Annotated in this window: 22 protein-coding genes; 2 read left to right on the top strand and 20 right to left on the bottom strand. The window is 39.3% G+C overall.

Features of this window, described 5'->3' with window-relative positions; genetic code table 11:
* Window positions 1-43: 43 nt before the first annotated feature.
* From glpX to BM271_RS00450, 7 genes are all read right to left on the bottom strand, one after another.
* A complete protein-coding gene (gene glpX, locus BM271_RS00480) occupies window positions 44-1,000 on the bottom strand; it encodes a class II fructose-bisphosphatase (RefSeq protein ID WP_046789692.1) in 957 nt (318 codons plus the stop codon).
* 17 nt (window positions 1,001-1,017) lie between these two features.
* A complete protein-coding gene (gene rpiB / locus BM271_RS00475) occupies window positions 1,018-1,509 on the bottom strand; it encodes a ribose 5-phosphate isomerase B (RefSeq protein ID WP_046789691.1) in 492 nt (163 codons plus the stop codon).
* Between the two features lie 206 nt (window positions 1,510-1,715).
* A complete protein-coding gene (dhaL, locus tag BM271_RS00470) occupies window positions 1,716-2,384 on the bottom strand; it encodes a dihydroxyacetone kinase subunit DhaL (protein WP_046789690.1) in 669 nt (222 codons plus the stop codon).
* Between the two features lie 20 nt (window positions 2,385-2,404).
* Window positions 2,405-3,409, bottom strand: a complete 1,005-nt coding sequence (locus tag BM271_RS00465) for a dihydroxyacetone kinase subunit DhaK (protein ID WP_046791442.1) — start codon at window positions 3,407-3,409, stop codon at window positions 2,405-2,407.
* Between the two features lie 60 nt (window positions 3,410-3,469).
* A complete protein-coding gene (locus BM271_RS00460; protein WP_046789689.1) occupies window positions 3,470-4,765 on the bottom strand; it encodes an MFS transporter in 1,296 nt (431 codons plus the stop codon).
* A 33-nt stretch (window positions 4,766-4,798) separates the two neighbouring features.
* Window positions 4,799-5,905: an MDR/zinc-dependent alcohol dehydrogenase-like family protein gene (locus BM271_RS00455; RefSeq protein ID WP_046789688.1), complete on the bottom strand. Its 1,107-nt coding sequence runs from the start codon at window positions 5,903-5,905 to the stop codon at window positions 4,799-4,801.
* Between the two features lie 82 nt (window positions 5,906-5,987).
* Complete coding sequence (locus tag BM271_RS00450) at window positions 5,988-6,755, bottom strand: SDR family oxidoreductase (protein WP_046789687.1); 768 nt, start codon at window positions 6,753-6,755, stop codon at window positions 5,988-5,990.
* Between the two features lie 402 nt (window positions 6,756-7,157).
* On the opposite strand from BM271_RS00450, the gene BM271_RS00445 reads away from it, so the two are divergent.
* Window positions 7,158-7,937: a DeoR/GlpR family DNA-binding transcription regulator gene (locus tag BM271_RS00445; protein WP_046789686.1), complete on the top strand. Its 780-nt coding sequence runs from the start codon at window positions 7,158-7,160 to the stop codon at window positions 7,935-7,937.
* Between the two features lie 747 nt (window positions 7,938-8,684).
* On the opposite strand, the gene BM271_RS00440 is transcribed toward BM271_RS00445, so the two are convergent.
* Genes BM271_RS00440 through BM271_RS00430 form a run of 3 tightly spaced genes read right to left on the bottom strand, consistent with a single transcriptional unit; the run spans window position 8,685 to window position 12,179 of the window.
* Window positions 8,685-10,088 carry a PTS transporter subunit EIIC gene (locus BM271_RS00440; protein WP_046789685.1) on the bottom strand — a complete coding sequence of 468 codons (1,404 nt, stop codon included), beginning with the start codon at window positions 10,086-10,088 and terminating at the stop codon, window positions 8,685-8,687.
* A gap of 3 nt (window positions 10,089-10,091) precedes the next feature.
* Window positions 10,092-10,832, bottom strand: coding sequence for a chitin disaccharide deacetylase (gene chbG, locus BM271_RS00435; protein WP_046789684.1), 741 nt, complete (start codon window positions 10,830-10,832; stop codon window positions 10,092-10,094).
* 21 nt (window positions 10,833-10,853) lie between these two features.
* Entirely contained in the window at window positions 10,854-12,179 is a 1,326-nt protein-coding gene (locus BM271_RS00430) for a 6-phospho-alpha-glucosidase (RefSeq protein ID WP_046789683.1), read from the bottom strand.
* A gap of 151 nt (window positions 12,180-12,330) precedes the next feature.
* Between BM271_RS00430 and BM271_RS00425 the strand changes: the two genes are divergently transcribed.
* Window positions 12,331-13,044 carry a GntR family transcriptional regulator gene (locus BM271_RS00425; protein WP_046789682.1) on the top strand — a complete coding sequence of 238 codons (714 nt, stop codon included), beginning with the start codon at window positions 12,331-12,333 and terminating at the stop codon, window positions 13,042-13,044.
* Between the two features lie 840 nt (window positions 13,045-13,884).
* On the opposite strand, the gene BM271_RS00410 is transcribed toward BM271_RS00425, so the two are convergent.
* The 10 genes from BM271_RS00410 to BM271_RS00360 form a co-directional block, all read right to left on the bottom strand.
* Window positions 13,885-15,279 carry an FGGY-family carbohydrate kinase gene (locus BM271_RS00410; RefSeq protein ID WP_052749832.1) on the bottom strand — a complete coding sequence of 465 codons (1,395 nt, stop codon included), beginning with the start codon at window positions 15,277-15,279 and terminating at the stop codon, window positions 13,885-13,887.
* A 3-nt stretch (window positions 15,280-15,282) separates the two neighbouring features.
* Window positions 15,283-15,894, bottom strand: a complete 612-nt coding sequence (locus tag BM271_RS00405; protein WP_052749831.1) for a histidine phosphatase family protein — start codon at window positions 15,892-15,894, stop codon at window positions 15,283-15,285.
* Window positions 15,895-15,898: 4 nt separating this feature from the next.
* Complete coding sequence (locus BM271_RS00400; protein WP_046789679.1) at window positions 15,899-16,699, bottom strand: Cof-type HAD-IIB family hydrolase; 801 nt, start codon at window positions 16,697-16,699, stop codon at window positions 15,899-15,901.
* Between the two features lie 61 nt (window positions 16,700-16,760).
* Entirely contained in the window at window positions 16,761-17,402 is a 642-nt protein-coding gene (locus tag BM271_RS00395; protein ID WP_046789678.1) for a class II aldolase/adducin family protein, read from the bottom strand.
* A complete protein-coding gene (locus BM271_RS00390) occupies window positions 17,402-18,322 on the bottom strand; it encodes a 1-phosphofructokinase family hexose kinase (RefSeq protein ID WP_052749830.1) in 921 nt (306 codons plus the stop codon). Before BM271_RS00390 ends, BM271_RS00395 begins: the two co-directional genes overlap by 1 nt.
* A gap of 242 nt (window positions 18,323-18,564) precedes the next feature.
* Window positions 18,565-19,926 carry a PTS galactitol transporter subunit IIC gene (locus tag BM271_RS00380; protein WP_046789676.1) on the bottom strand — a complete coding sequence of 454 codons (1,362 nt, stop codon included), beginning with the start codon at window positions 19,924-19,926 and terminating at the stop codon, window positions 18,565-18,567.
* Window positions 19,927-19,950: 24 nt separating this feature from the next.
* A complete protein-coding gene (locus BM271_RS00375; RefSeq protein WP_046789675.1) occupies window positions 19,951-20,226 on the bottom strand; it encodes a PTS sugar transporter subunit IIB in 276 nt (91 codons plus the stop codon).
* Window positions 20,227-20,237: 11 nt separating this feature from the next.
* Window positions 20,238-20,699, bottom strand: a complete 462-nt coding sequence (locus BM271_RS00370; protein ID WP_046789674.1) for a PTS sugar transporter subunit IIA — start codon at window positions 20,697-20,699, stop codon at window positions 20,238-20,240.
* Entirely contained in the window at window positions 20,686-22,674 is a 1,989-nt protein-coding gene (locus tag BM271_RS00365; RefSeq protein ID WP_046789673.1) for a BglG family transcription antiterminator, read from the bottom strand. Before BM271_RS00365 ends, BM271_RS00370 begins: the two co-directional genes overlap by 14 nt.
* A 240-nt stretch (window positions 22,675-22,914) precedes the next feature.
* Window positions 22,915-23,481 carry a YdcF family protein gene (locus BM271_RS00360; protein WP_046789672.1) on the bottom strand — a complete coding sequence of 189 codons (567 nt, stop codon included), beginning with the start codon at window positions 23,479-23,481 and terminating at the stop codon, window positions 22,915-22,917.
* Window positions 23,482-23,538: the final 57 nt, after the last annotated feature.

The raw sequence follows: 23,538 nt of genomic DNA, 5'->3' as shown, positions 1-23,538 counted from the left end.
ATTATTTGGCCATCCTTTCTATAATAAGGTCTTAATTTTTCTGCTATATCGTCTGTGGTGCCGGTTTTGCATTGTATTGGCTTTCAATAAAACGCAGCTGATTTTCTTTACCATCAATCAGTATGGAATGCGTTTTATATTCGCCATTATTGCATTTGATTCCATTCAGAAGGAAACTGTCTGTCAAACCTGTTGCGACAAAGATACCTTCATCTGAACAAACAAGATGATTCAGCGTAAGGGCGCCCTCAGGATTTGCAATTCCCATCTTCTTGCATCTGTCTGTTTCACCATCATCCCTTGGTTTCAGTCGTGCCTGGAGTTCTCCCCCCAGAGCACGTATGGCCACGGCACTCAGTACTCCTTCAGGTGCGCCACCAACCCCAAGAAACATATCGATATCGATGTGTTCCATGCATGTTGCAGCAGCATAAAGTACATCGCCGTCCTTGAATAATTGGACTTTTGCTCCGGATTTTCGGATGGTATCAATGTATTCTGCATGACGTGGTCTGTCCTGAACAGCAACATTCAGTTCCGATATATCCTTACCATTCGCTTCGGCGACCATTTTCAGATTATCAATCAGTGGTGCCTCAACATTGATTTTGCCTTTTGCTTTTGGCCCGACGGCCATCTTCTCCATATACATATCCGGCGCATGAAGCAGTGTGCCTTTGGGTGCAGCAGCAATGACTGTAATTGCATTTTCCTGTCCATTCGCAGTGGGCGTCGTACCTTCGATCGGGTCCACTGCGATATCAACTTCAATAATTTCATCTCTGCCTAATTTTTCACCAATAAAGAGCATCGGTGCTTCATCTATTTCACCTTCACCGATGACGATGGTCCCCTCCATCGGCACCTGATTCAGTGCATCACGCATTGCAGTGGTAGCAGCATCATCTGCTGCTATTTTGTTTCCTCTGCCAATCCATGGAAAAGCGGAAATCGCTGCGGATTCGGTTACTTTCAAAAATTCTAATGCCAAGGATTGCATTATAGGTCCCCCTTCATTTAACTGCATTGATCGCCGGAAACTGCTTCCTTTACTAAACCTCTGCCAGTAAATTCATTCTCTTTTTCAATAATCTTATCCACTTTGCGTTTGGAACCTTCTGTCCACTCTACATTGATATACGCTTCTGCCACCTTCTTCGCTACTTCTTCTCCTATAATTTGAGCCCCCATTGTAATAATTTGAGCATTGTTACTCAACTGGGCTCTTTCAGCAGAATACACATCATGAGTCGTTGCTGCGCGGATGCCTGGATACTTGTTCGCTGCAATTGCAACACCGATCCCTGTTCCACAGATCAATATCCCACGATCCATTTTCTCTTCACTTATAGCTTCAGCAACTTCGAATGCTACATCCGGGTAGTCTGTTGAAGCACATGAATGACAGCCGTAGTCCACTAGTTGATGATCTGTTGTCTCTTCCAAAAATCTCTTTACTGCTTCTTTCAATTCAAAACCATTATGATCGCTTCCAATACCGATTCTCATTATTATTCCTCCAATAAGTATAAACTTTCGTTAATTTTCATTTTACATCGTAATGTTTTGTTTATCAACAATATACTTTCATTATTTATCTTTTATTTTCGTTTGTTGTTTTTATAAAAAAGAACCAGAAATAATCTCTCTGATTCTTTTCATTTTAATGTAGTTATTTATTTAAGATACATATTATTCGTACTTCACAATAATAATTATAAGCTCGCCTGCTCCGCCTTGGCTGCATGTACTTCTATAAAGTTCTGGAAAGACTTCAGAATCAGATGGGCTGATGTCGCACCTGGATCCTGCGCACCGATGGAACGCTCTCCTAGACGGCTGGATCGTCCTTTTTTAGAAACAATATCCTTTGTGGACTTCATTCCTTCTTCTCCCGCGACAACCCCTTCTGCAAAAGCGCTCGGAAAATCTGCAGTTGCATCGAAAGATTCTTCTAATTTAATGAAGAACGGTTCAAGTGTATCTATCATTGTTTTGTCCCCGACTTCTGCCTGCCCACGTTCTTTTACACCTTTTGCGAAAGCAATCCAGAATGCCGCTAAATCTGCATCATTCACCACAGACTTGTTTTTAACAGCTTTGGCGCCTCTCAAAAAGCCGGTGGCATAAAGCGGTCCCACTGAAGAACCCACAGCACTCAAAAATGTTTTCCCCACAGAGATATTGATTTTTCCACAGTCCTCTTCAGATGCCAGTTCCCCCTCCAGTTTCTCATCGATTGCCTGCCAGCCGATAGACATTGTAACCCCATGGTCCCCGTCGCCCAATTTGCGATCAAGCTCACATAAGTAATCTTTTTCTTTTTCGATCATACTGACGATTTCTTTATAGTACTCTATAAAATCTTTTGCTGTTAATTCCATTCTAATTCCCTCCTATTTTTTTATTTTTGAACAAACATCGGGCAATCTACCGGGTGATCAATCGCCTGTTCCAATTCATCATCCAATTTCATCAACGTTACAGAAGCACCGCCCATTTCAAGTGAAGTAATATAATCTCCGACATAAGATCGGTAAATTTCTATGCCCATTTCACTTAAAATCTGTTCAACTCTTCGGAACATGACATATAGTTCCATGCGTGGCGTTGAACCCAGTCCGTTGACAAGTACTGCGACTTTGTCTCCTTTATTGATTTCAATATCTGCAAGAATATCGTTTACCAGACGATCTGTTACACTGTCCGCTGATTCTAACGGTCCTTTTTCCAGACCTGGTTCGCCGTGGTGTCCGAGACCGATTTCCATTTCATCCTCACCAAGCTCAAAACTTGGTTCGCCGGTTTGCGGCAGTGAACATGGCGTCAGTCCAACTCCCATGGATCGCGTATTTTCATTCGCTTTATTAGCAACCCTGACAACATCATTGAGATCATAACCGAAGTCAGCTGCTGCACCAGCCGCTTTGAAGATGAAGAATTCTCCTGCGATTCCGCGACGTTTTTCTTTTTCTGCTTTTGGTGCGGATGCCACATCATCAGTTGCCAGTGCCATACCAACCTCAATGTCCTCTTCCAGGTCAGCCATTTCAGCCGCCATTCCAAAGTTCATCACATCACCTGCGTAATTTCCGTATAGATAGACAACACCTGCACCTTTATCGATATTTTTCGTTACCTCCAGGATCGGGTCAGGAGATGGAGAAGCGAATATGTTGCCTACCGCGACTCCGTCAGCCATACCAGCACCGACGTATCCCATGAATCCAGGTTCATGCCCAGATCCGCCTCCGACCAGGATTCCCACTTTTTCTTCTCTTGTTTCTTTGGCAGTAACAAGCGCCCTGCCATTCTCAGGCACTTGTTTTATATGTTTGGGATGCGCTTTCACATAGCCTTCGACCATTTCTTCAACTATATTCTTTGAATCATTCATTAACTTTTTTATCGTTCTCCACTCCTCGTTCAATGTATGTTGTATTTTAAATAAATTTTTAATTACTTAGCATTAAGGTGCGGTCTGTACCTCTTCTACCAATTCTTTTTCTGTTTTCTTCGTTTCCTGTTCCGGGAGTTTCAGGAATCGTGTCATCACTGCAGCGACAAAATAAAGTCCGCCCATGATCCATACAAGGCCCTCAGGTCCGACTGAGTCAAAGAACAGTGCGACAAGCGCCGGTCCAACGAATACACAAAGTCCCGCGCCGAGATTCAGGATGGACATTGCCGCCCCTTTGTCCCCATCTCCAACTAACGAAGGTGTAAGAGCTGAAAGTGGGACGAAACCTGCAATACACGCACCCCAAAGCATGCCGATGATTGCTACAATCACAATATTGCCGGTGAAGATCTGCGGTGCATAAAATAATGACAATGTGAAGACACCACATCCAACAGCACCGAACCATGTCACTGTATTTCTCCATCCCATCTTATCACCTACATAACCGAATATCAGATTGAATGCGATATTTGAGATGAAAATTGTGCCCCATATATTGAGCCACACTGTAGTTTCTATGCCGTATTCAGCAAGGTATATTGGCAGGAACAATGGGAACGCGTATTGGGAAGACTGATTGATGACACGTACAACACCAGCAATGGCCACTTTGGGTTCCCTCTTAAGTATTGTGACTCCATTGAGCAGTTCTCTTAGCTTGGAAGTACCTTCCCCTTCCGCTTTAGTCTTAAGTTCAAATGTATCACGGTTAATGACAATTGCGAAAACTGCACCGATGATTACCCACAGGAGACTGGTCCATAATGTAGGAATATGTCCAATGAGTTGGATGGACCAGCTTGAGTAGAAGGCACCGAGTACGCTCAATCCTCCTGTAAATACAAACCAGAACCAGCCGACAGCCTTGCCTAACTGTTGAACTGGTGTGCGGTAAGTAATCCAGACGAGAAATGCATAGGCAAACAGCGGATATCCAAAACCTCTGATTGCATATGTTGGAATCATGAGGCCATAGTTCAAATTAGGTATTGCCAAACCGACGAAAAGTATATGTCCCACGATATAGAACAGGACACCCAGCATCATTGTCTTTCTTGGTCCTATCCCTTCTACCAGGACGCCAGAGAACCATGCACCAATTGCGATGGTTATACCATAGGCTGTTGTAAGGAACGCAGTCTGCTGCACGGTGAGTCCCTGATCTACCAGATAAGGGCTGATCCAGGCAAGCTCCAGTCCATCCCCCATCATGAAAATCATTACACCAAGATAACCCCATACTAAATGCGACGGCAAACCAATCTTATCCAGAAAATTATTGTTTTGTGATAAATATGACATTTCCCATCCCCCGTTTCATTCCGCAGCAGAATACTACGGTTTCAAAATCACTTTCAATGAATTTTCACCTTTTTTCATAAGCTCAAAGCCTTCTTCAAATTTTTCTAATTTTAATTGATGTGTCACTACACCCTCAGTCGGGAAATCGCCGTTTGCGATACTGTCTATGACAATCGGATAGCAATAAGGGCCAAGATGGGATCCCAGAAGATCCAACTCCTTGCGGTCACTGATGATGCTCCAGTCCACGGTTACCGGTTCGGAAAAAACACTGAATTCTACGAAGCGGCCTAATTTCCTGATTGCATGAAGCCCCTGCTCTACAGATTTAGGATGTCCTGAAGCTTCAATATAGATGTCACAACCGTAGCCTTCAGTCATATCCTTGATTTCCTGTACAACGTCCACTTCCTTTGGATTCAATACAATGTCCGCTCCGAATTCCTTTGCGAGTTTAAGCCGGTCTTCCTTCATATCCAGGACAACTATTTTACTCGGCCCCGATTTCTTGAGGGCACCGATCATCCCAAGACCCAGTGTGCCTGCGCCGGAGAGGACTACCACATCCCCCAGCTGGGCTTGAGCTCTCTGTACTGCATGGAGGCTGCAGGCATAAGGTTCAATTAAAATGGCTTGCTCAATCGGCAGTTCTTCCGGCACTTTGAAGTTAATTGCTTCTTTTGTAAACTTCATATATTCAGCCATGCCGCCGTTCACATTCTTTTGGAAACCGTACAGATCGTGTTTTTCACACATCCAGTACTGACCTCTGTTACAGAACCTGCAATCCCAGCAGGGAACGATCTGTTCAGAGATTACACGGTCTCCAATTTCAAAATCTGTCACTGCATCCCCTTTTTGAACAATGTGACCGATGAATTCATGACCCGGAATCATCGGAGCTTTTATATAAGCCGGCTGTGTTTCATCTCCCCAAAAACTTGGTGCACCGTCATATGCTTTTATATCCCCCGCACAGATGCCACATGCTTCCAATTTAATAATGATTTCTTTATCATTTTCGATTTCCGGCGTACTTACTTCTTCATATCGATAATCTTTCGGTGCGTATGCTACAACCGCTTTCATTTTTTCAGGAACTGTCGAATTCGCTTCTTTTGTTTCTACTGTTTCATTCATAATTTGTTCTCCTTTTTATATAACTTTATAAAACGATATTTTCTGCAGGACAATTATTGCATTCGAAGTAAAGTCAATCGGACTACTTTATAGTATTGCCGCCATCTATCACGATATTTTCACCTGTAATCAAGTTTGCTGCATCTGTTGCCAGGAATAAAGCAATCGCTGCCACTTCTTCAGGGTAGCCAAATCTTCCAAGAGGTATTTCTCTTTTGGCTTTTTCGCCTTTTTCTCCAGCCCATGCTTTTTTACCCAGTTCCGTCAGTACAACAGTTGGAGAAATCGCATTGACCGTTATATCGAATTCTGCCCATTCAAGCGCGAGTACTTTTGTCATTCCAATGACTCCGGCTTTACTGGTGCCATATGCGACATGATTATCTAGTGCGATTAATGCGGCTTGGGAAGCCATGTTGATAATCTTGCCGCCTTCCCCTTGTTTGATCATTACATTTCCAATTTTCTGGCTCATTTTAAATGCACCGGTAAGATTAAGCTCAATCGTTTTATTCCAGTAGTCGTCGGAAATATTCTCCGCATCGTCCAGTAATGCGATACCGGCACAGTTTACAAGGATATCAATTCTGCCAAACTTATCATTCACTGCTTCAACAGCGTTGTCTATACTGGAATTATCCGTAATATCACAATGGATACCTACTGCATTTTCTTTATCAATTTCTTTCGCAATTTCATTTACATTTTCTTTCATGTCAAAGATAGCTACTTTCGCGCCTTTTTCAATATATAATTCCGCAACAGCCTTGCCGATTCCACTCGCTCCACCGGTGACTACAGCCACTCTATTTGTAATATTGAAGTTCTTATCAAATCCTTTAAATTCCATAAAATCCTCTCTTTCGCTAAATTTCATCCGCTTAAAAGGTATTGAATGATGCAAATTCACTGGCAGAAATATGAATAGATTATGATATACTGCCATTAGTAAATGCAAATGAACCTGTGCGGTGCTTCGCATCTTCTGATCAAAGATAAGTATTATTATCTAAAGCTTTGACAAAGGATATTCTGCAATCGTTTTCAATCATGTTTATAACAATTATATTATCATTTATTTTCGTATTGTCAATTATATCATTATATTTTTTTGTTATTTTCTGATTTCATTATTTATATGTATAATACAAAAGAAAACGAAAATAATGATGACGTCATTTGAAAGTGCTGATAAAATGAGAGAAACTGAAACATTTTAAATTACTATATAAATAATGGGGATGAGAAGTTCATGAAAATGTTCGCTAGTGAAAGAAGAAATAAAATCATGCACCTTCTGCATGACAAGCAGAGGATAACAGTGAAAGAACTTGCCAAAAAAACAGGAGTATCAGAAGCGACACTGAGGTCAGATCTTACCAGAATGGAAAAGGATGGTTTACTTACCAGAACCCATGGCGGTGCCATTCTTAACGAGTATGCTGATAATGAAACCAGTTTTTCTGTCCGTGAGAAAAGAAATAAAAAAGAAAAGAGCGAAATCGCAAGAGAAGCTTTCGGCTTTATCACAGAAAAGCAATGTATCCTCCTGGATGCCAGCTCCACCGCTCTTGAATTGGCACGGTACTTAAAACATCAGCCAATACGGTTGACCGTCGTGACGAGCGGTCTCCAGTCAGCATTGGAGTTAAAAGAAAATCCTGATATCACTGTCATAATGATCGGAGGCGTGGTAACGAACGGGTCTACTTCCATTGAAGGAAAATTGGGGCTGGATATTCTTGATTATGTAAATATAGATATCATGTTTACCTCTGCAAGTGGTTTTTCCCTAGAAAAAGGATTAACAGATTTCAATCTATATGAAGTTGAACTAAAAAAAGAAATGGTTAAAAGATCACGGAAAGTCGTTGCTGTGATTGACAGTTCTAAAATCGGTGTCAATTCAAGTGCTGTCTTTGCCAAAGTCGGTCAGATCGATACACTGATTACAGATAAGCCGATTGAAAGTGATATTGCCGAGGAACTCTCCAGTTACAACATATATTTGGCTTCACCTATTATGAGCTAAAATAGAATCACGATTATTAATAAAAATATAAACGCTTTCCAGTGAACTGGAAAGCGTTTATATTTTTAAAATTAATTCTCTATTTCTCAATCTATTTCTTGAGCTCATTCATAATCGTGTTGGCTCACGGACTGACGATGACTTTTACATAATAATCGTCGATTAGGCTCATCCCACCGATGATGAGATGCAAGCGGGGCTCATTCAGTTTTTATAGTTTGTGACACTGTCTGGCTCGCCAATGTTTTCGAAAACTTTTCTTCGCCATATACTCATATTTTGAATTGCTGGTTTCAAGTTCCTGTATTGACGCGTAGGATTCTACTCCGAATTTCCTGTCTGGCTGACAGTACATTACAACATTCTATTTTCATCATCTCTTTTTATTTTTATAATTAGAGATGATCGGTTTGATATAGTTTAATGCCTTTTCTCTTTTAACAGGATCTTTCAACGTTTCTTTAACGATTCTGATGATCTGCTTCTTCATACTTCTTCCCTCATTCTTCTTTTCGAGATTTTCTTAAGTGTATCATCTCCATTGTCCGGATTAAAATTATTAATCTGCATAATAAATTCTGTGCCCGATCAGTTGAATAAAAGCCGGCAGCGGGAATCGAACCCGTACCTCTGTCTTGTCATCGCTGTGTTTTCCCACCATATCATCCCCTTTCAAACAACAAAAGACAGATCCATTACTGAATCTGTCCCTACATAATATTTATACTTTCCAACCCTCTTCAACCGCTACTTCTCCATCTGTTTCTTGAATTCCGTCATAATGGTATTGGCCTGCGGTCCGACGATGATCTGTACATGATGGTCATCAACCTTCACGACACCATGCGCACCGGTCTGCTTGATATTATCTTCGTCGACCAGACTCATGTCATCGACGACGAGGCGAAGCCGGGTCATGCAGTTCTCATAGTCTGTAACATTTTCGCGTCCGCCTACGTTCTCAAGCACCTTCTTCGCCATATACTCATATTTGGAGTGGCTGAGTTCGAGCTCCTGTTCCGCTTCGTCTGATTCCGTTCCGAAGTCCTCATCCTTTTCACGTCCGATGACCGGAATGTTCAACTTCGTAATCAGGAAATAGAATGTGAAGTAATAAAGGACCCCGAATGCCAGACCGATCGGCAGGATGAAGATGCCGTTTTCCGCGATGCCGAGATTAAGCCCGTAGTCGATGACACTGCCGCCCCATGAGAAGCCGTGCCGGATGTGCAGCAGATATAATGTTGCTCCGGCAAGTCCCGTGTATACCGCATGGATGAAATAAAGCAGCGGTGACGTGAAGATGAACGTGAACTCGATCGGCTCGGTCAGCCCGGCAATGACAGAAGTCAGTCCGCCGGAAGACATCAGGGCTTTCGTCTTCTCCTTCTTACGTTTGTATGCAGCACGGGTGATGGCCAGTGCAATGGCCGGCACACCGAAGATCATGACGATGAAAAATCCGCCGAGGAAGTAGCCGGCTGTCGGATCGCCGTTAAGGAAGCGTGTGATCTCACCGGTGACCACTTCACCGCTCGGCGTTTCATAACTGCCCAGCCCGAAGTAGATATACGTGTTCAGTACGTGGTGCAGGCCGAACGGCAGCAAGAATCTGTTCAGGAAACCGAACAGGAATATGCCGAATGCGCCCATTCCGACCAGGGCTTGAGCGAATGAATCGATTCCCGCCTGGGCATACGGCCAGATGAGTGAGAAAATGCCTGCCACAGGAATCATGATCAGGATGATCAGTGTGATCGGCCATTTCTCACCGCCGAAGAATGAAAACATCGCCGGCAGTTCTGTATCTTTGAACCTGTTATAGATTGCTGCTGCAATCAGCCCCGAGATGACCCCGCCGAATACGCTCATGTCGAGGTTCGGGTTCATCAGTGTCAATCCCTGGTTCAATACAGTAATGGCGAGGTAACCGGTCAGCGCCGGAATCCCCCTGTCCTTCGTCTTCGCCAATCCCATCGCAATACCGATGGCGAGCAGCACATCCATGTTTTCGAATATGACGCCCGCTGCCTGGAACAGTGTGATGTTCAGCAGGTCTTCCGCACTCAGACGGAACAGGATCCCCGCAATCGGCATGGCGACGATGGGAATCAGCATGGATTTCCCTAAGTTCTGCATGAATTTCTTCATTATTTATACCCCCTTGCTGAGGTCACCGTAGGTGATCAGCTCAAATCGTGCGTCGTCCATCATCTTTTTTCTAATCCGTTCGTCCGTCAGTGCATCCAGTTCCTCAAGCCTGGGCATGACATACGTTGATCCGCCCATAAGTGATTTGTCGATATAGGCCGGATGGCACATGATTTCTACCGTTTCTGCGCTTCCGAATGTTTCATAAACCTTGTCGTTGTCCGCAAGCAGAATGTCCGGTTCATACTGGAAATAACCCGTGGTGGTAAACTCAGTAGCCGCTTCTTCAAAGTTGTTCCTTACCGGCAGCCTGTATTCATTCGCCAGTTCTTTGAACACCGGCAGCATAGGTTCCAGTGCATTCACATGATGATGGCTGTCGAGATGCGTCGGTGTGAGTCCGGAACCCAGAAACTTCTCGATCTGTGCCTTCCACTCCTGATACAGCTCCTCCTGATCGATATGGAATTTCCCCTGGTAGTTCGAGTTCTTCTTGAAATCACCTCTTGGATCCACCAGTGTGTGATGCGTATCAAGCAGCGGTCTGCCGCATGTAAGTGTCAGATGGACACCGATACCCAAGTTTTTATTCGCATGCCCCAGTTCGAATGCATGCCCGGCTGCAGGCATATTCGTCATCAGTGTCGTTGATGTCAGCAAACCTTCCGTATGTGCATCGATGATGCCGTGGTTGACACCCCGGGAGTAACCGAAGTCGTCAGCGTTGATTATGATACGTTTCATTATTCATCCCATCCCCTTTAGTCATTTCAATTCCGGCCAGTAGTCAATATTTGCCTCAATCAGGTCTTCCAGTATCGCTTTCGCCTTGTTCACATCCGTCACCGTCCGGTTCAGCGTCAGCGCCTGGAGCATCTTCGTGTAACTCTGTGCGTAGTAGGCATCGACGACAAGCTTTTCGTATGCATACTGGTTCTCGATCAGTCCTTTGTAGAACGCAGGTATCTCCCCGACCGCAAACGGTTTCGGTCCGTCCGCAGTCAGCATTGCCGGCACTTCCACCATCGCCTCATCCGGGATGTTGGAGATGATGCCGTCATTTTTCACCATCACGATGTAGATATGGTTCAAATGATGGATGAGTGACGCCGCCGCACGAATCATGTAGGCACCGTGGATATCATCCGTCAGCTCCACCCCGTCCAATGACTGGGTTTCGATGATTTTGTCGCACGTTTCATGGACACGCTTCTGGCGTCCGCCTATCACCTGGCGCGCACGGGTGTTATCCGGATCCTCTTTGGCTGCCATATCCTCCGGGTAGAAATAGTACTGGAGATACGTGTTCGGCAAGTATTCCGGGAAATCCATCAGCATCTTTCGTGCAGTGGCAAATGTCGCCTGCCAGGACGCATCATTGGCGATTTCACTGTCAGTGGGAATAAACCCCTCGTTGACGATTTTGTCCTTAATTGTCCCGGTATAGTCCTGCCCCTGTTTGTCCTTGATACTGGTGAACCAGCCGAAATGATTGAGTCCGAAGTATTCAGGGACGAGGTCCCACACACTTTTACCAAGCATATCCGCATAGCTCTTCATGATGGCGATCGGCATATCGCATATATTGAGCAGTTTATTATCATCCGGGAATTCGCGCTTCAGGGCTTCCGCCACGATGGCCGCCGGGTTGGTGTAGTTCATGATCCATGCGTCTTTGGAATAAGTTCTGATATCCTTCACCAGTTCGATCATGTCGGGGATGGAGCGCATGCCGTAAGCCATGCCGCCCGGCCCGCATGTCTCCTGTCCGAGGACGCCGTGCCTGAGTGGAATCATTTCATCCTGCTCACGCATCTTGAGGCCGCCGGTCCGGATCTGGAGGAATGCGACATCGATATCCGTAAATGCCGTCTCCTTGTCCGTCGTATATTTGAATTCCTCAAGCTCCGGGTATTTCTCTTTCAATATCACTTCCGTCGCTTTGGCGATTTTCTCCTGCCGTTCTCGATCCGTATCATAAAATGTCAGTTTGCCGAGCGGCAGTGTTTTCTTCTCAGCAATCAGACTCATGATGATGCCGAGTGTGTAGGTACTGCCTCCGCCGACAATGACGAGATTCTTCTTCTCCATCTATGAAACCCCTTCCAATATTATTTAATATCAATTTAACACAACACTTTCATAATTACAATACAACTTTAATACAAGTTTATAAAGATGTATTAATTATTTAAAACAAATGATAGAATAACGGTAATGAAACAGAGAGGTTGAGCGTGGTATGTGGAAGTCTACAACACCTTTATATAAACAGGTTGCGAACAAAATCAAAGAAGATATCATATCGAACAGAACAAAGGGCGGGGAAGCCATTCCGACGGAGACGAAACTCGCGGAAATGTACGAAGTCAGCCGGGTGACGGTAAGACGCGCCGTCAAGCTGCTCATTGAAGAGGGAATGGTGTACAGTGTGCATGGAAGCGGTACGTACGTCAGCGAGAAAAAAATTGAACATGATATTTATAAACTGCAGGGATTTACCGAAGAGATGAGCGGTCTTCACAACAATCCCACCAATGAGATACTGGAGTTCCAGCTGACAGAACCGTCAGAGGAAGTAAAAGAATATTTGAAGTTAGAGGATGATCAGAAAGTCTACTATGTAAAACGGTTGAGACTCGCAGACGGAAAACCGTTGATATTGGAAGAGTCGTATCTCCCGTTTAATCTCTTTCCCGATCTGTCCGTCAATGTCCTGAAGGAATCAAAATATGAATACATCCAAAATAAAGGATTTAAAATCAGCAAAAGGCATGCCGATCTGAAGCCAATCCTGCCGACGGAAGAACTGATGGAGCAGCTTCATCTTGATGAAGAGGCACCGATGTTGTGCCTTGAAGCCTACTCCACTTTCGATGACGGCACACGGTTCGAATATTCCAAAGTGTACTACCATCCAGTGAAGTATACGTTTAAATTTGTGTCGGAGAAGTGATTTGACTAATTTGAAAAAGGAGTAACTATAATGGCAGCTATGTATAACTTACTAAAAGAAACTTCTTTTTATGAAGATTTTATCCAACATTATAATATGGATAATACTTTAATATGGCTAGTAATACTGATACTTTTAATGTATTATATTTTCACTTTCTTCAATTCCATTACTAAAGTATTTGCAGATGAGAATAAAATTAATTCGTTAACGAATATAATAATAATCATCATTCTAGTTTTTTTTACTGAATATAGCTGCCACACTGCTTTTATACATCATTATTATAGATTTCATGAAATTATTTAGTAATGATATAATTTTATTGCTCATAGGATTATTTGTTATCATTTTTATCTTTCATTTATTATTAAATTTCATAACTTACGCTTTTAATGATACTCTGATAAATCGGGATCTAAAAACTGTAAAAAAACACAATAAAAGAATATTTAAGATGAAGTTTAAAGAAATTAATAATTATTACGATATACGTTCTCTCATGCATAATTATAATAGATCTCATAAAACAGAACGTGAAAATAAATATGTAGTTAAATATTATAAAAGTTATCTTCAACTCAAAAAAAGAATACTAGATAGACAAAAAGTGAAACACCTTCCTATCACTAGTTTTTATATTTGGAGTGTTTTAAGTCAGGTTAGTTATATCAGTTTTATTAATGGAATTATAATCCTTCAGATGAATCATGTGATTCAACAAGAGAATTATAATATTTTAGTATTGTTTGTTTAGCTTATAGTTATTCAACTAATTTTTGTTAAGCTTATAAAATTAGTTGATTAAAGCCATCTGTTCATAAAGATGGCTTTAAATCATCATTGTTTATCTTTAAGTCTTTGCTTATCTAAAACTTTTAAGAACTCATAATATCTTTTATCATACTGCTCACTCAAAGAATAATCTTTTACTATGTTACTATTTCTTTGATTCATGTTTATACTTGCACCAGACAAATTATCAAAATGAGTTCCAGAAGCAGCAATGATTGCCGCTCCAAAAGCGCTACCTTCATTCCCAGCAGGAATTATCGGTTTCTTTAGCACGTTACTTCTTATTTTGTTCCATACTTCATTTTGCCCGGCAGATCCCGCACTAAATATATTTTTTATAATCACTCCATACTCAGTTTCCAGTTTTTCATAAGCCATTCTTTCTATAAATGCCACTCCTTCCATTCCTGCAAGGAAACTTTCTTCATCAGTGGATGTATTATCAAATCCCTCTACCTCTTGATCTTGGAAAGGAAATCGTTCACCTTTACCAATCAGTGGATAATGAAATTGCTCTGCCAATAAATTTTCGTATGCATATTTATTGAAATAGTCTATGTTTTTATCAAAGTCATGATAAGACACCCATTTTGCACCTATATTTGATGCGCCGCCTGGCATCCATAAATTATCAGGATGTTTATGGCTGTAGAACACATCATCTTTTACATATTCTTGTGATAAGCCCTTTATTACCATGGTCGTACCAATTGTTGTACACCAGTCTCCTTCTTTCGCACATCCTGTGGATAAGAGTCCTGTGCAGCCATCAGTCATACCTAAAACAACTTTAATTGTTTGTGGCAAACCCGTCTCTTGGCTAATTTGTTTCGATAAATTTCCAACTATTTTTCCTGGTTTATCAACTTTAGGGAAAAGGGATGATAATTTCAAGACTTCACCTAAATCATTCCATCTTTCATTAAAAACATCATAACCACTTTTTAGAGAACTGCTATAATCTGAAACGATTTGTGTGCCAGTTAATAGTAATATTAAATAATCATTTGCATGTATAAACTTATACACATCTTTCATATATTTTTTTCGTTCATTTTGAAACCAAAGAATTTTACCAAATGTAAATGACTTGTTTAAATTACCATCTGTCAACTTTTTCAAATAAGAAATCCCAACGTTATTATGATACATAATGGCATTATAAATGGGTTCCAACTTCTCATTTATAGGCACTATTGTACCTGAGGTGGATGTAACACTTATAGATTGTATATCTCTTATCGACCTCCCTAATTGACCTGAAACGGCTGATAGCACTTTCAATATTGATTTTCTCCAAACCTCAGTATCTTGTTCTGGACTACTGATCATTTGCATATCGAACTTTATACTTTCACTGGCAAAGATGTTTCCATTCTCATTTGAAACGATAGCTCTTACTCCTTGAGTTCCTAAGTCAAGTCCTATAAATAATGGCATAGATCAATCCTTCTCCACTAGATGGATATCATCATTTATCTTCAATAATTCAAATTTGTCATTTTCTGTTTTTAAGACCGCAACTGATGTATTAGCACATTTAAATGATCTGTATTTTGACCATTTCGCTTCGAATAACCCTGTAAGAAGCAATCTGATAATAGTATTATGGGCGACAATCATTACATTTGATTGTGGAAATTTGATTGATACCTCATCGATTAATGATTTGATACGTGAGTAAGCTTCCAACATAGTTTCACCATTTCCACCCGCTTTTACATCACCTTTAGAAGTAGTTTGCCATTCGCTCCAATTTTTACTGAACCTTTCACTTATTTCTTCTTTTGTGTATCCTTCCCATTTGCCAAAATCAATTTCCAATAATCTCTCCTCAACTGAATAATCTTCCGTCAAATAACTCATAGTTTGTTTTGCTCTTGTAAGTGGTGATACATAGAATGCTGTAAATTTAACGTTTTTAAGTTTTTCAGATAATGCTCTACTCTGCCTATGGCCTTCATCATTCAGTTGTACATCTGTTCTGCCACAGTAAGCATTATTATTTGCGTTATGCTCTGTTTCACCATGCCTTATCAGATAAAAGATCGTCATTCATCTAACTCCAATCTTTGAAATTTATCAGAAACTCATAGATGCCATTATCGTTATTAGATAAAGTTTTAAAATTGCAGACATCTTTGACTTCTTTGATTGCATTATCTACTGCTACATTAATACTCACAGCTTCCAGCATCTGAATATCATTATGACTATCTCCAAATGCCATTGTTTTTTTATGGTCTATTTTTTCTCTATCAATTATTAGATTTACAGATTTGGCTTTTGATATATTCTTTTTCATCATTTCAAGAAAATAAGGTTTAGTTATTGTTATATTATAGTCGTTCTTCAAATCATTCGTAGTATTGTCCAACACCTCTCTAATAAGACTCGGATGCCCCAAACCCATTAATTTAGGATAACTTTGTGAGGCCTCCATCAGACTCTTAACTTTTTTCTTTTGCTGCCCAGTTATATTTTGCTCTATCTCCGTATATTCATTTTCTGTCTCATATACGATAAATTCATCAATATAACTTTGAGCATATAAATCATTCGTATAAATATAGTTCATAAGTTTCTTGATATCTTCCTGCTTCAATTTTTCTGAGAATATTTCTTTTCTTCCATATTTTAATAACGCACCGTTATAAGCAGAAGTGTATATATTCTCTTCATTTAAACCTATGGTACTGATTACATTTGTTATCGAATAATCTGATCTCCCGGAAGCAAACAAAAGAACATTATCATTCTTTTGAAGTTCTCTCAGCTTAAATTTCAATTTTTCATGAACAGCACCATTCTCCATTAAAAGAGAATCATCCAGATCAAAAGCAATTAACCATCTTGTCAAATTTTCACATCCTTTTTAGGTGGAACAGTTCATTTTCTGTTCCACCTCTATCAGGGTCATTTTATTCTGTAGTATTGTACTCGTGTTGTTTTTCCAGAGAAACTTCTTCACCTAAAATTGATAGAACATGCATCTTATAGGAGACATATGCGTTATATTCCAGGCGCTCGACCATGTCATAAGCTTTTTCTATACTTTTATCCATAATGAGTATTCCATGTCTTTCTAATAACAGAGCCACTGGTAGGCTATCTCGTGTCTTAATATAACTTCTAACACTTTCTGCAAGTTCAGGAGTAGTTGCCGGTTTATAATCAAGACACTTTATTTCTCCCAATTTCTGAGTGGCTTCGGTAACGTTAGGCATATTTTCTCCTATACTTGCCCAAACCATTGATTCTTTTGCATGGCCATGTATAACACATTTAATATCTGGGTTTTCTTCATAACATGCCATGTGCATATTGATTTCACGAGTTAAGCGTCCTTCTCCTTCAATGATATTCAAATCTTTGTCGACGACTAAAATCTGAAATGGACTTAAATCACAAAGATAATTTTGTGACATCAGAGTTGGAGTCATGATAATATGATCATCATTAACTTTTAAACTTAAATTTCCACCGGCAGCGTTAGTTTGAAATCGATCAAACATTATTTTTACTGTCGCGCACATCTTTTTTCTTTCTTCTGCATATAACATTATCTCACCTCTAAAATTTTTGTGTTTTTATTAATAAAATCGAATTGAGCCGGATCTATCTGACAACTTCCATGATGCTGTACTTTACTTGCAGATACTATAATCCCCTGCTTTACTCTTTCATGAATTGAACTATTATTACTAAGTGCGTAAATATATCCTCCAACAAAGGCATCACCTGCACCAGTATCACTTTTCACCTTAACTTTGGGAGGTGTAATTCTAAAAATTTTACCGTTTGCCATATACATTGCGCCTTCACCGCCAAGACTACATACTGCATTTTTTACTTTCGATGTCAGTTTTTTAAATTTCTCACTGAGGTCTTCATTGCCATCGTACAAAGTTTCCAGTTCATGCTCATTTGGTTTTACGAAATCGACACCTTCTTCCAACGATACCTTTAAATATTTACCTGCTACATCACAAGCTATATAGGCATTATTTTTTCGAAGAACCTTTATTAATTCTCTGAAATCTTTTGATGAATAACCAGGAGGTGGTGAACCTGCAATTACAATAATATCGTTTTCTTTAACTTGTTCTTTCAAAATTTTGATTAATTTATTTTTATCTGGTTCTAAAATATCAGGGCCTTTTTCAGTAATCATATAACTGCCGCCTGAGTTATTTATAACTACAATACTCTCCCTTACTGATTCATTTTTCACTTCGATATAATCATGTCGGATATTATAAATTTTCAAAACTTCATAAAATTCCTGTTTATTCAGCTCACCTGAAAAACCAAGTGCAATATTCGATTTATTTAATTGCTGCAATATCGCTGACACATGGGTTGCTTTTCCACCTAAATCTATAAATTTCTCCTTTACACGATTGTTTTTCTCCTGTTCCAAGTTGCCTTCTAGATATTTTATTTTGTCAATTGCTGGATTTAATGTGATAGTATAAATCATTTTATCCATCCTTTAACTGGCTATGTTTCTGTTTCAATCTCTCGATTCTATTCTCGTAAGAGTGAAATAGGAAATCAGCAGCATAATACCTTACCAATAGTGCTATCGCAAAAGCTATAAACCACATTTTTATATCTTTAGTGAAAAATCCAATTATCATTAATGCTGCTCCCAATAGCACCATAAAACTCCAAAATAATTTGCTTTTTAAAATTAGATTCATTTATTATCACTCACTTATATCAATTGACTTCTTTTGCTTCTGCTGAAAAATACCTTTTGTTATCTTTTTGCCTTCCTATGACGAAGTATGTGAATATTGCAAGCCAGCCTATCGAAGCAAGTATTGCCCACCACTCGCCATTCATCGCATTTGCAAAGAACAATTTGAATTCACCATTTTCAATCGTGCTCCATGTCAGCATGCTTCCTTCTTCCACATTAACTGCCCCTGTCTCTTGAGCCAAACGTGTAATATAAGGCGAGAAGTAAGTAGATATATAGAGGAATACAGGTGCAGTAATCACTCCATAAATAATCATTCTCACTAAGTTACCTCTAGTTAGAAGAACCGCTCCTACTACTATGGATAGATTAATGATTCCGCCAAATGGTAGTACAGTATTTCCAGGCAGTGTCACTGCAAATAAGAGCAATACCGGAACAATTATAATCGCAGTTACCCAAATCTCATTTCTACCAGCCAATATAGGCCAGTCCAAGCCTATTAAAATTTCACGATCTTTGAATCGCTTTTTCATAAAATCAGAAATGGCATCAGAGATTGGTGATAGCGCTTGCATAAATAACTTGGAAACCATCGGGAATAAAGTCAGAGCGGTAGCAGCCTGAATGGCCAATATTAAAGCTTCTTGAATACTATAACTCGCGGCTAAACCAAGCAAGAGACCAATAATACCACCCATAATATGGTTTTCTGCAAATACACCCAACTTATCTCTCAATGCTTCAGCATCCATTTTTTTATTGAGAAATGGTACTTTATCCATTAACTTATCAATTGGATAAAGAAGTGCAGCGATCAGAGTCATATGATGTGGTACAGTAACACCCGGGATTCCAGTCAAATCCTCAACTTCTCTTCCCCAAACATCTCCAATTTTCAGTTCTACTATTACTTGTATGCTTGCAACGATAAAACCGGCAACAATACTTCCTGATAGATAGGTCACTAAAATTGCTGTGAATATTTTGCCCCAAACATTCCACACATCGACATTTAATGTTTTCGTCCACTTAAAAGCCAGCATGACGATATTTATGATGACCAGTATCGGAAACATCAAGAAAGCGAATGGCCATGACCAAGTTATAGCTGCTGCTGTAGTCCAACCCCCATCAACAGAAGTTAAATTTATACCAGTATTCTCAGCAAAAGTTTGTGCTGCAGGACTGATGGAAGATAACATATAATCAACTACCAGAGTCATACCTGAGAAAGCAACACCAAAGATTATGGCCGCACTTAATGCATCTTTAAATTTCATTCTTGCTACAAGACCAATAATAAGCATTATTATTGGTACAAATACAGCGGCTCCCATATCTAACACATATTGAACTGCATTTTGTAATACTTCCATATAATTTTCCTTTCTAAAAAGTATTTATTTTAAAGCATCAATCAATTTCTGTTTTTCTTCTTCAATTCCCATTCCTGTCAGAAACGCTATACCATCTAATGTTGGTATATCATACTCTTTTGAAGTTTTAGTTATCGATACATATACATCTGCTGATCTGATATAGCTATCTAATGACTTAATATCCACAGCTTCTACATTCGCTTTAATTTTATTCTCATCTAGAACTTTCTTGACCTTAGACGCTACTGTTTGACTTGTTGCTACACCACTACCACACGCTACAATTACATTTTTCATAATTACACTCCTTAAAATAATTTTTTTAAATTTTGTTCTAATTCCTTCTCATTTTTACCATTTAAAATCATTTTGGATATATCTTCATCCTCAAATTTTCCCATCAAATCAGATAGCAATGATATTTGTTTTTTAGGGTTTTTTATTCCTAAAAACAATACAATCTTTACCGCGACCTCTGAATTCACATCACCCATATTTTTAAACTTCAGATTTTCATTCAGTCTTATAAGATAAATGAATGGATGCTTTATATGAGGAGCATCTGTATGCGGGATTGCTATATTACAATATTTTGTTTCTAATCCCGTCGGGAATTCTCTTTCTCTATTCACCAAAGCCTCCAGATATGTCTCTTCAATGTATCCTAGGTCGACAAGGTGTTCTGCGGCATTCTTGAATAGATCTTCCTGGGAACTATAAGATGCATCCAAAGTTATTAGTGTTTCGTCAAACAAACTACCATATCCCACATTCGTAACTCCCTTCTATTAAATTAATTAATTCTTTTTCATTCGATTTATATAATCTCTTCATAAATAATTCATCTGTGAAAAGACTGTTTAACTCTAGTAATTTTTTTACATGGGCATTATTACTTTCAGGAGATATGCATAATACGCATTTTTCCAAAGAAGGATTGATTAATAGTTGGTAATCTTCTTTAATTGCTCCATCTTCTACAGGAGCATGCGGCAAATATACACCTGGACCAATTATCATCGTTTCAAACTTTTCTTCAAATATACTCATAGTACTGTCCAAGTAGTTTTGATTTATCGAATTTCTGTTCTTGAGTAGATTTAATCCTTTAGCGGCCATCTGAAATATATCTTTATCCCTGACGAATTTAATTTGTTCTTCTCCTAACAGTTCCAATGAGTTATTAAAATCCTCTTCTTCCGTTTCAAAAAAGGTGTGAGCCTTATCTTTTATAGTTTCAAAATTTTCTTCAGGTATTACATCTTTGAGAAAATTCATGAGCTGTCTAGTTTTTATATTAGGATCAAGTTCAAAATAAGTCTCAACTTTCTCTATAAAGGCCTTTCTCCCTGGATCAGAAAAGAGATTTTCCATGATAAAAACTTTTTTATTAGTTTTTAATGGAATAGTGCTGAATACGATATCAACATTGGGCTTTGCTTCGTAAAACTGCCGCATGCTATAAGTTCCAATATAATTAACATCAGAGAACATATCTTTTAATTGCACTTTCATTAATTCAGATATTGAGTGTCCGCTGTGGCATACAACCACTGCTTTTAATTCTTTATTGTTCCTGTACTCCTCATTATTCACATAATACATATGACCAAGGACAATCATTGAAAGATAGACAATCTCCGCTTCATTCAAGCTAATATCTTGATAACCATCTATAATTTCTTTTACAACTTCATAAACTGGATAATACCTTTGTATAAAATCATCAGTTACTGGATTTTCGATTGTCAATTTAAGGTTCTTACGGACAAGAGCAGGAATAAGATGCTGTGTCAATTTAGATTTAAATTGGTTATTTTTAAAATTAAAGGCGAGTTTTTCTTCCAACTTCATGGTGATATAGTCTACGAACTTCTCAATCTCTATCTCACTTTTGATATCAGATTCAGTTTTTAAATCCACTCTATTTGCTCCCAGGAATACTAATGCCAAATAAGTTAAATCCTGTTTTGTTAATTCAGGGTACCCCCAGAAAAGATCCTGTATTTCTTTAAACTCTTTGGTACTGCTCAAGTCCTGGAATCTTATTGATAACTCCCACTCTTTCTCTGTAACTTCAGAACGCTTTATCATAATTAATATAATGTAGGGCAATTTGTTTAAATATTCATCGCTTAGCGTGATATTTAGTTTTCTTTCCAGTTTCCTAATCCGCTCAGTAAGCAAAAAATATTCACCTTTAACCATGATTACTTTCTCTTCTAAAAGACTTCTTCCGTTAGGATATTGGAACATTCTGTCCACTACATTCATAATTTCAGCTCTGACATTAATTTCCTTGCCTTTAATTAAGTAACCATACTTTCTTTGATACTCGATGTAGATATCATTCTCAGATATATAGCTATTGATGGCTTTAATATCATTCGTTAAAGTATTTTTACTCGCCAGACAATGTTGCGATATATCATCCAAAGAAAGGTAATCATCATTTAGAGCAATTTTCAAAAAAGCAATATCCCTCCTGACCTCAGGCTTATAAATAGGAGTTAGTTCATCAATAGGAATTTGATAATACTCAGCAATCAACGTTGTAAATTCATTAGCAATATAAATCATTTCTCCATTGTAAATGATTGCTTCTTTTCTAAAATGTGTATTTATATCGTTAACAAGATTAGCTATTTCCTTGCTTTCGATATCAAAATGGCGAGTAAGGCTTTCGATTCTTTCATGATTGATATTTAATAAGTACCGTACGATCTTCTTATACTTTTTAATCATTTATACTGCCTCCTATTTGTGCACAACCCAATTATATATCAGAATTTTTAGTTAAATGACTCTTCTCATCACAATCTGAAAACCATACTGCTTTTGTATTGTGATGATCTTATAAAAAACAAAAACTTCCTGATTATCATTGTGTACACTGTGTGTACCAATCGATAATACAGGAAGTTTATTAATCTGATTTTCAATATAAATGGTCGAACACTATTTTTTATAAGTAACTTCTGCCCCCTACTCACTCCACCGATACAACCCGAATCTGTATGCCCACAGCTTGATCAGTTCACTCCGCCATATGTGTGAAGCACCCGGTCCTTCGTACCAGCGTTCTCCGTCATCTGATAACGATGCGATATATTTGAAGTCAAAACTCCCATCGTTCAGCTTATCGAAGATATACTTGGACCTTTTTACATGATAATCGCTTGTGACGACCAGTGCTGAATCGAAACCGTGCTCTTCCATGATTTCCATCGTGATGGCCGCATTGGTATAGGTGCTCGTTGCTTCATACTCCTTGATCAAAGCTTCTTCCGGAATGCCATACGCGACAGCAAGCTTGGTACTCTGCGATAGAAACTCTGTTTCTACAACCGGCGTGATCAGTACGTAGTCTGCATATCCCGCGCGGTATAATTCGGCGGTTTTCTGCATGCGTCCGCCGTCACCGCCGAGCATCACGATGACGTCACTTTGAACAGGAGCATCCGAGTAGTTATGGTTGAAGCTGTCAATCAGCATGAGGACCAACAACAGTAACAGGAGACAGATTACAATAACTATGATTCTTATTTTCATGGGCTCTGATGCTCCTCTCCATCTTACTTTATGTATTTTTTATCGTCTTATATAAAT

Source organism: Salinicoccus halodurans (assembly GCF_900114445.1).
Lineage (GTDB): Bacteria > Bacillota > Bacilli > Staphylococcales > Salinicoccaceae > Salinicoccus > Salinicoccus halodurans.
Note: the sequence above shows the minus strand (reverse complement) of the source record. Positions and strands in the feature narration are given on the sequence as shown.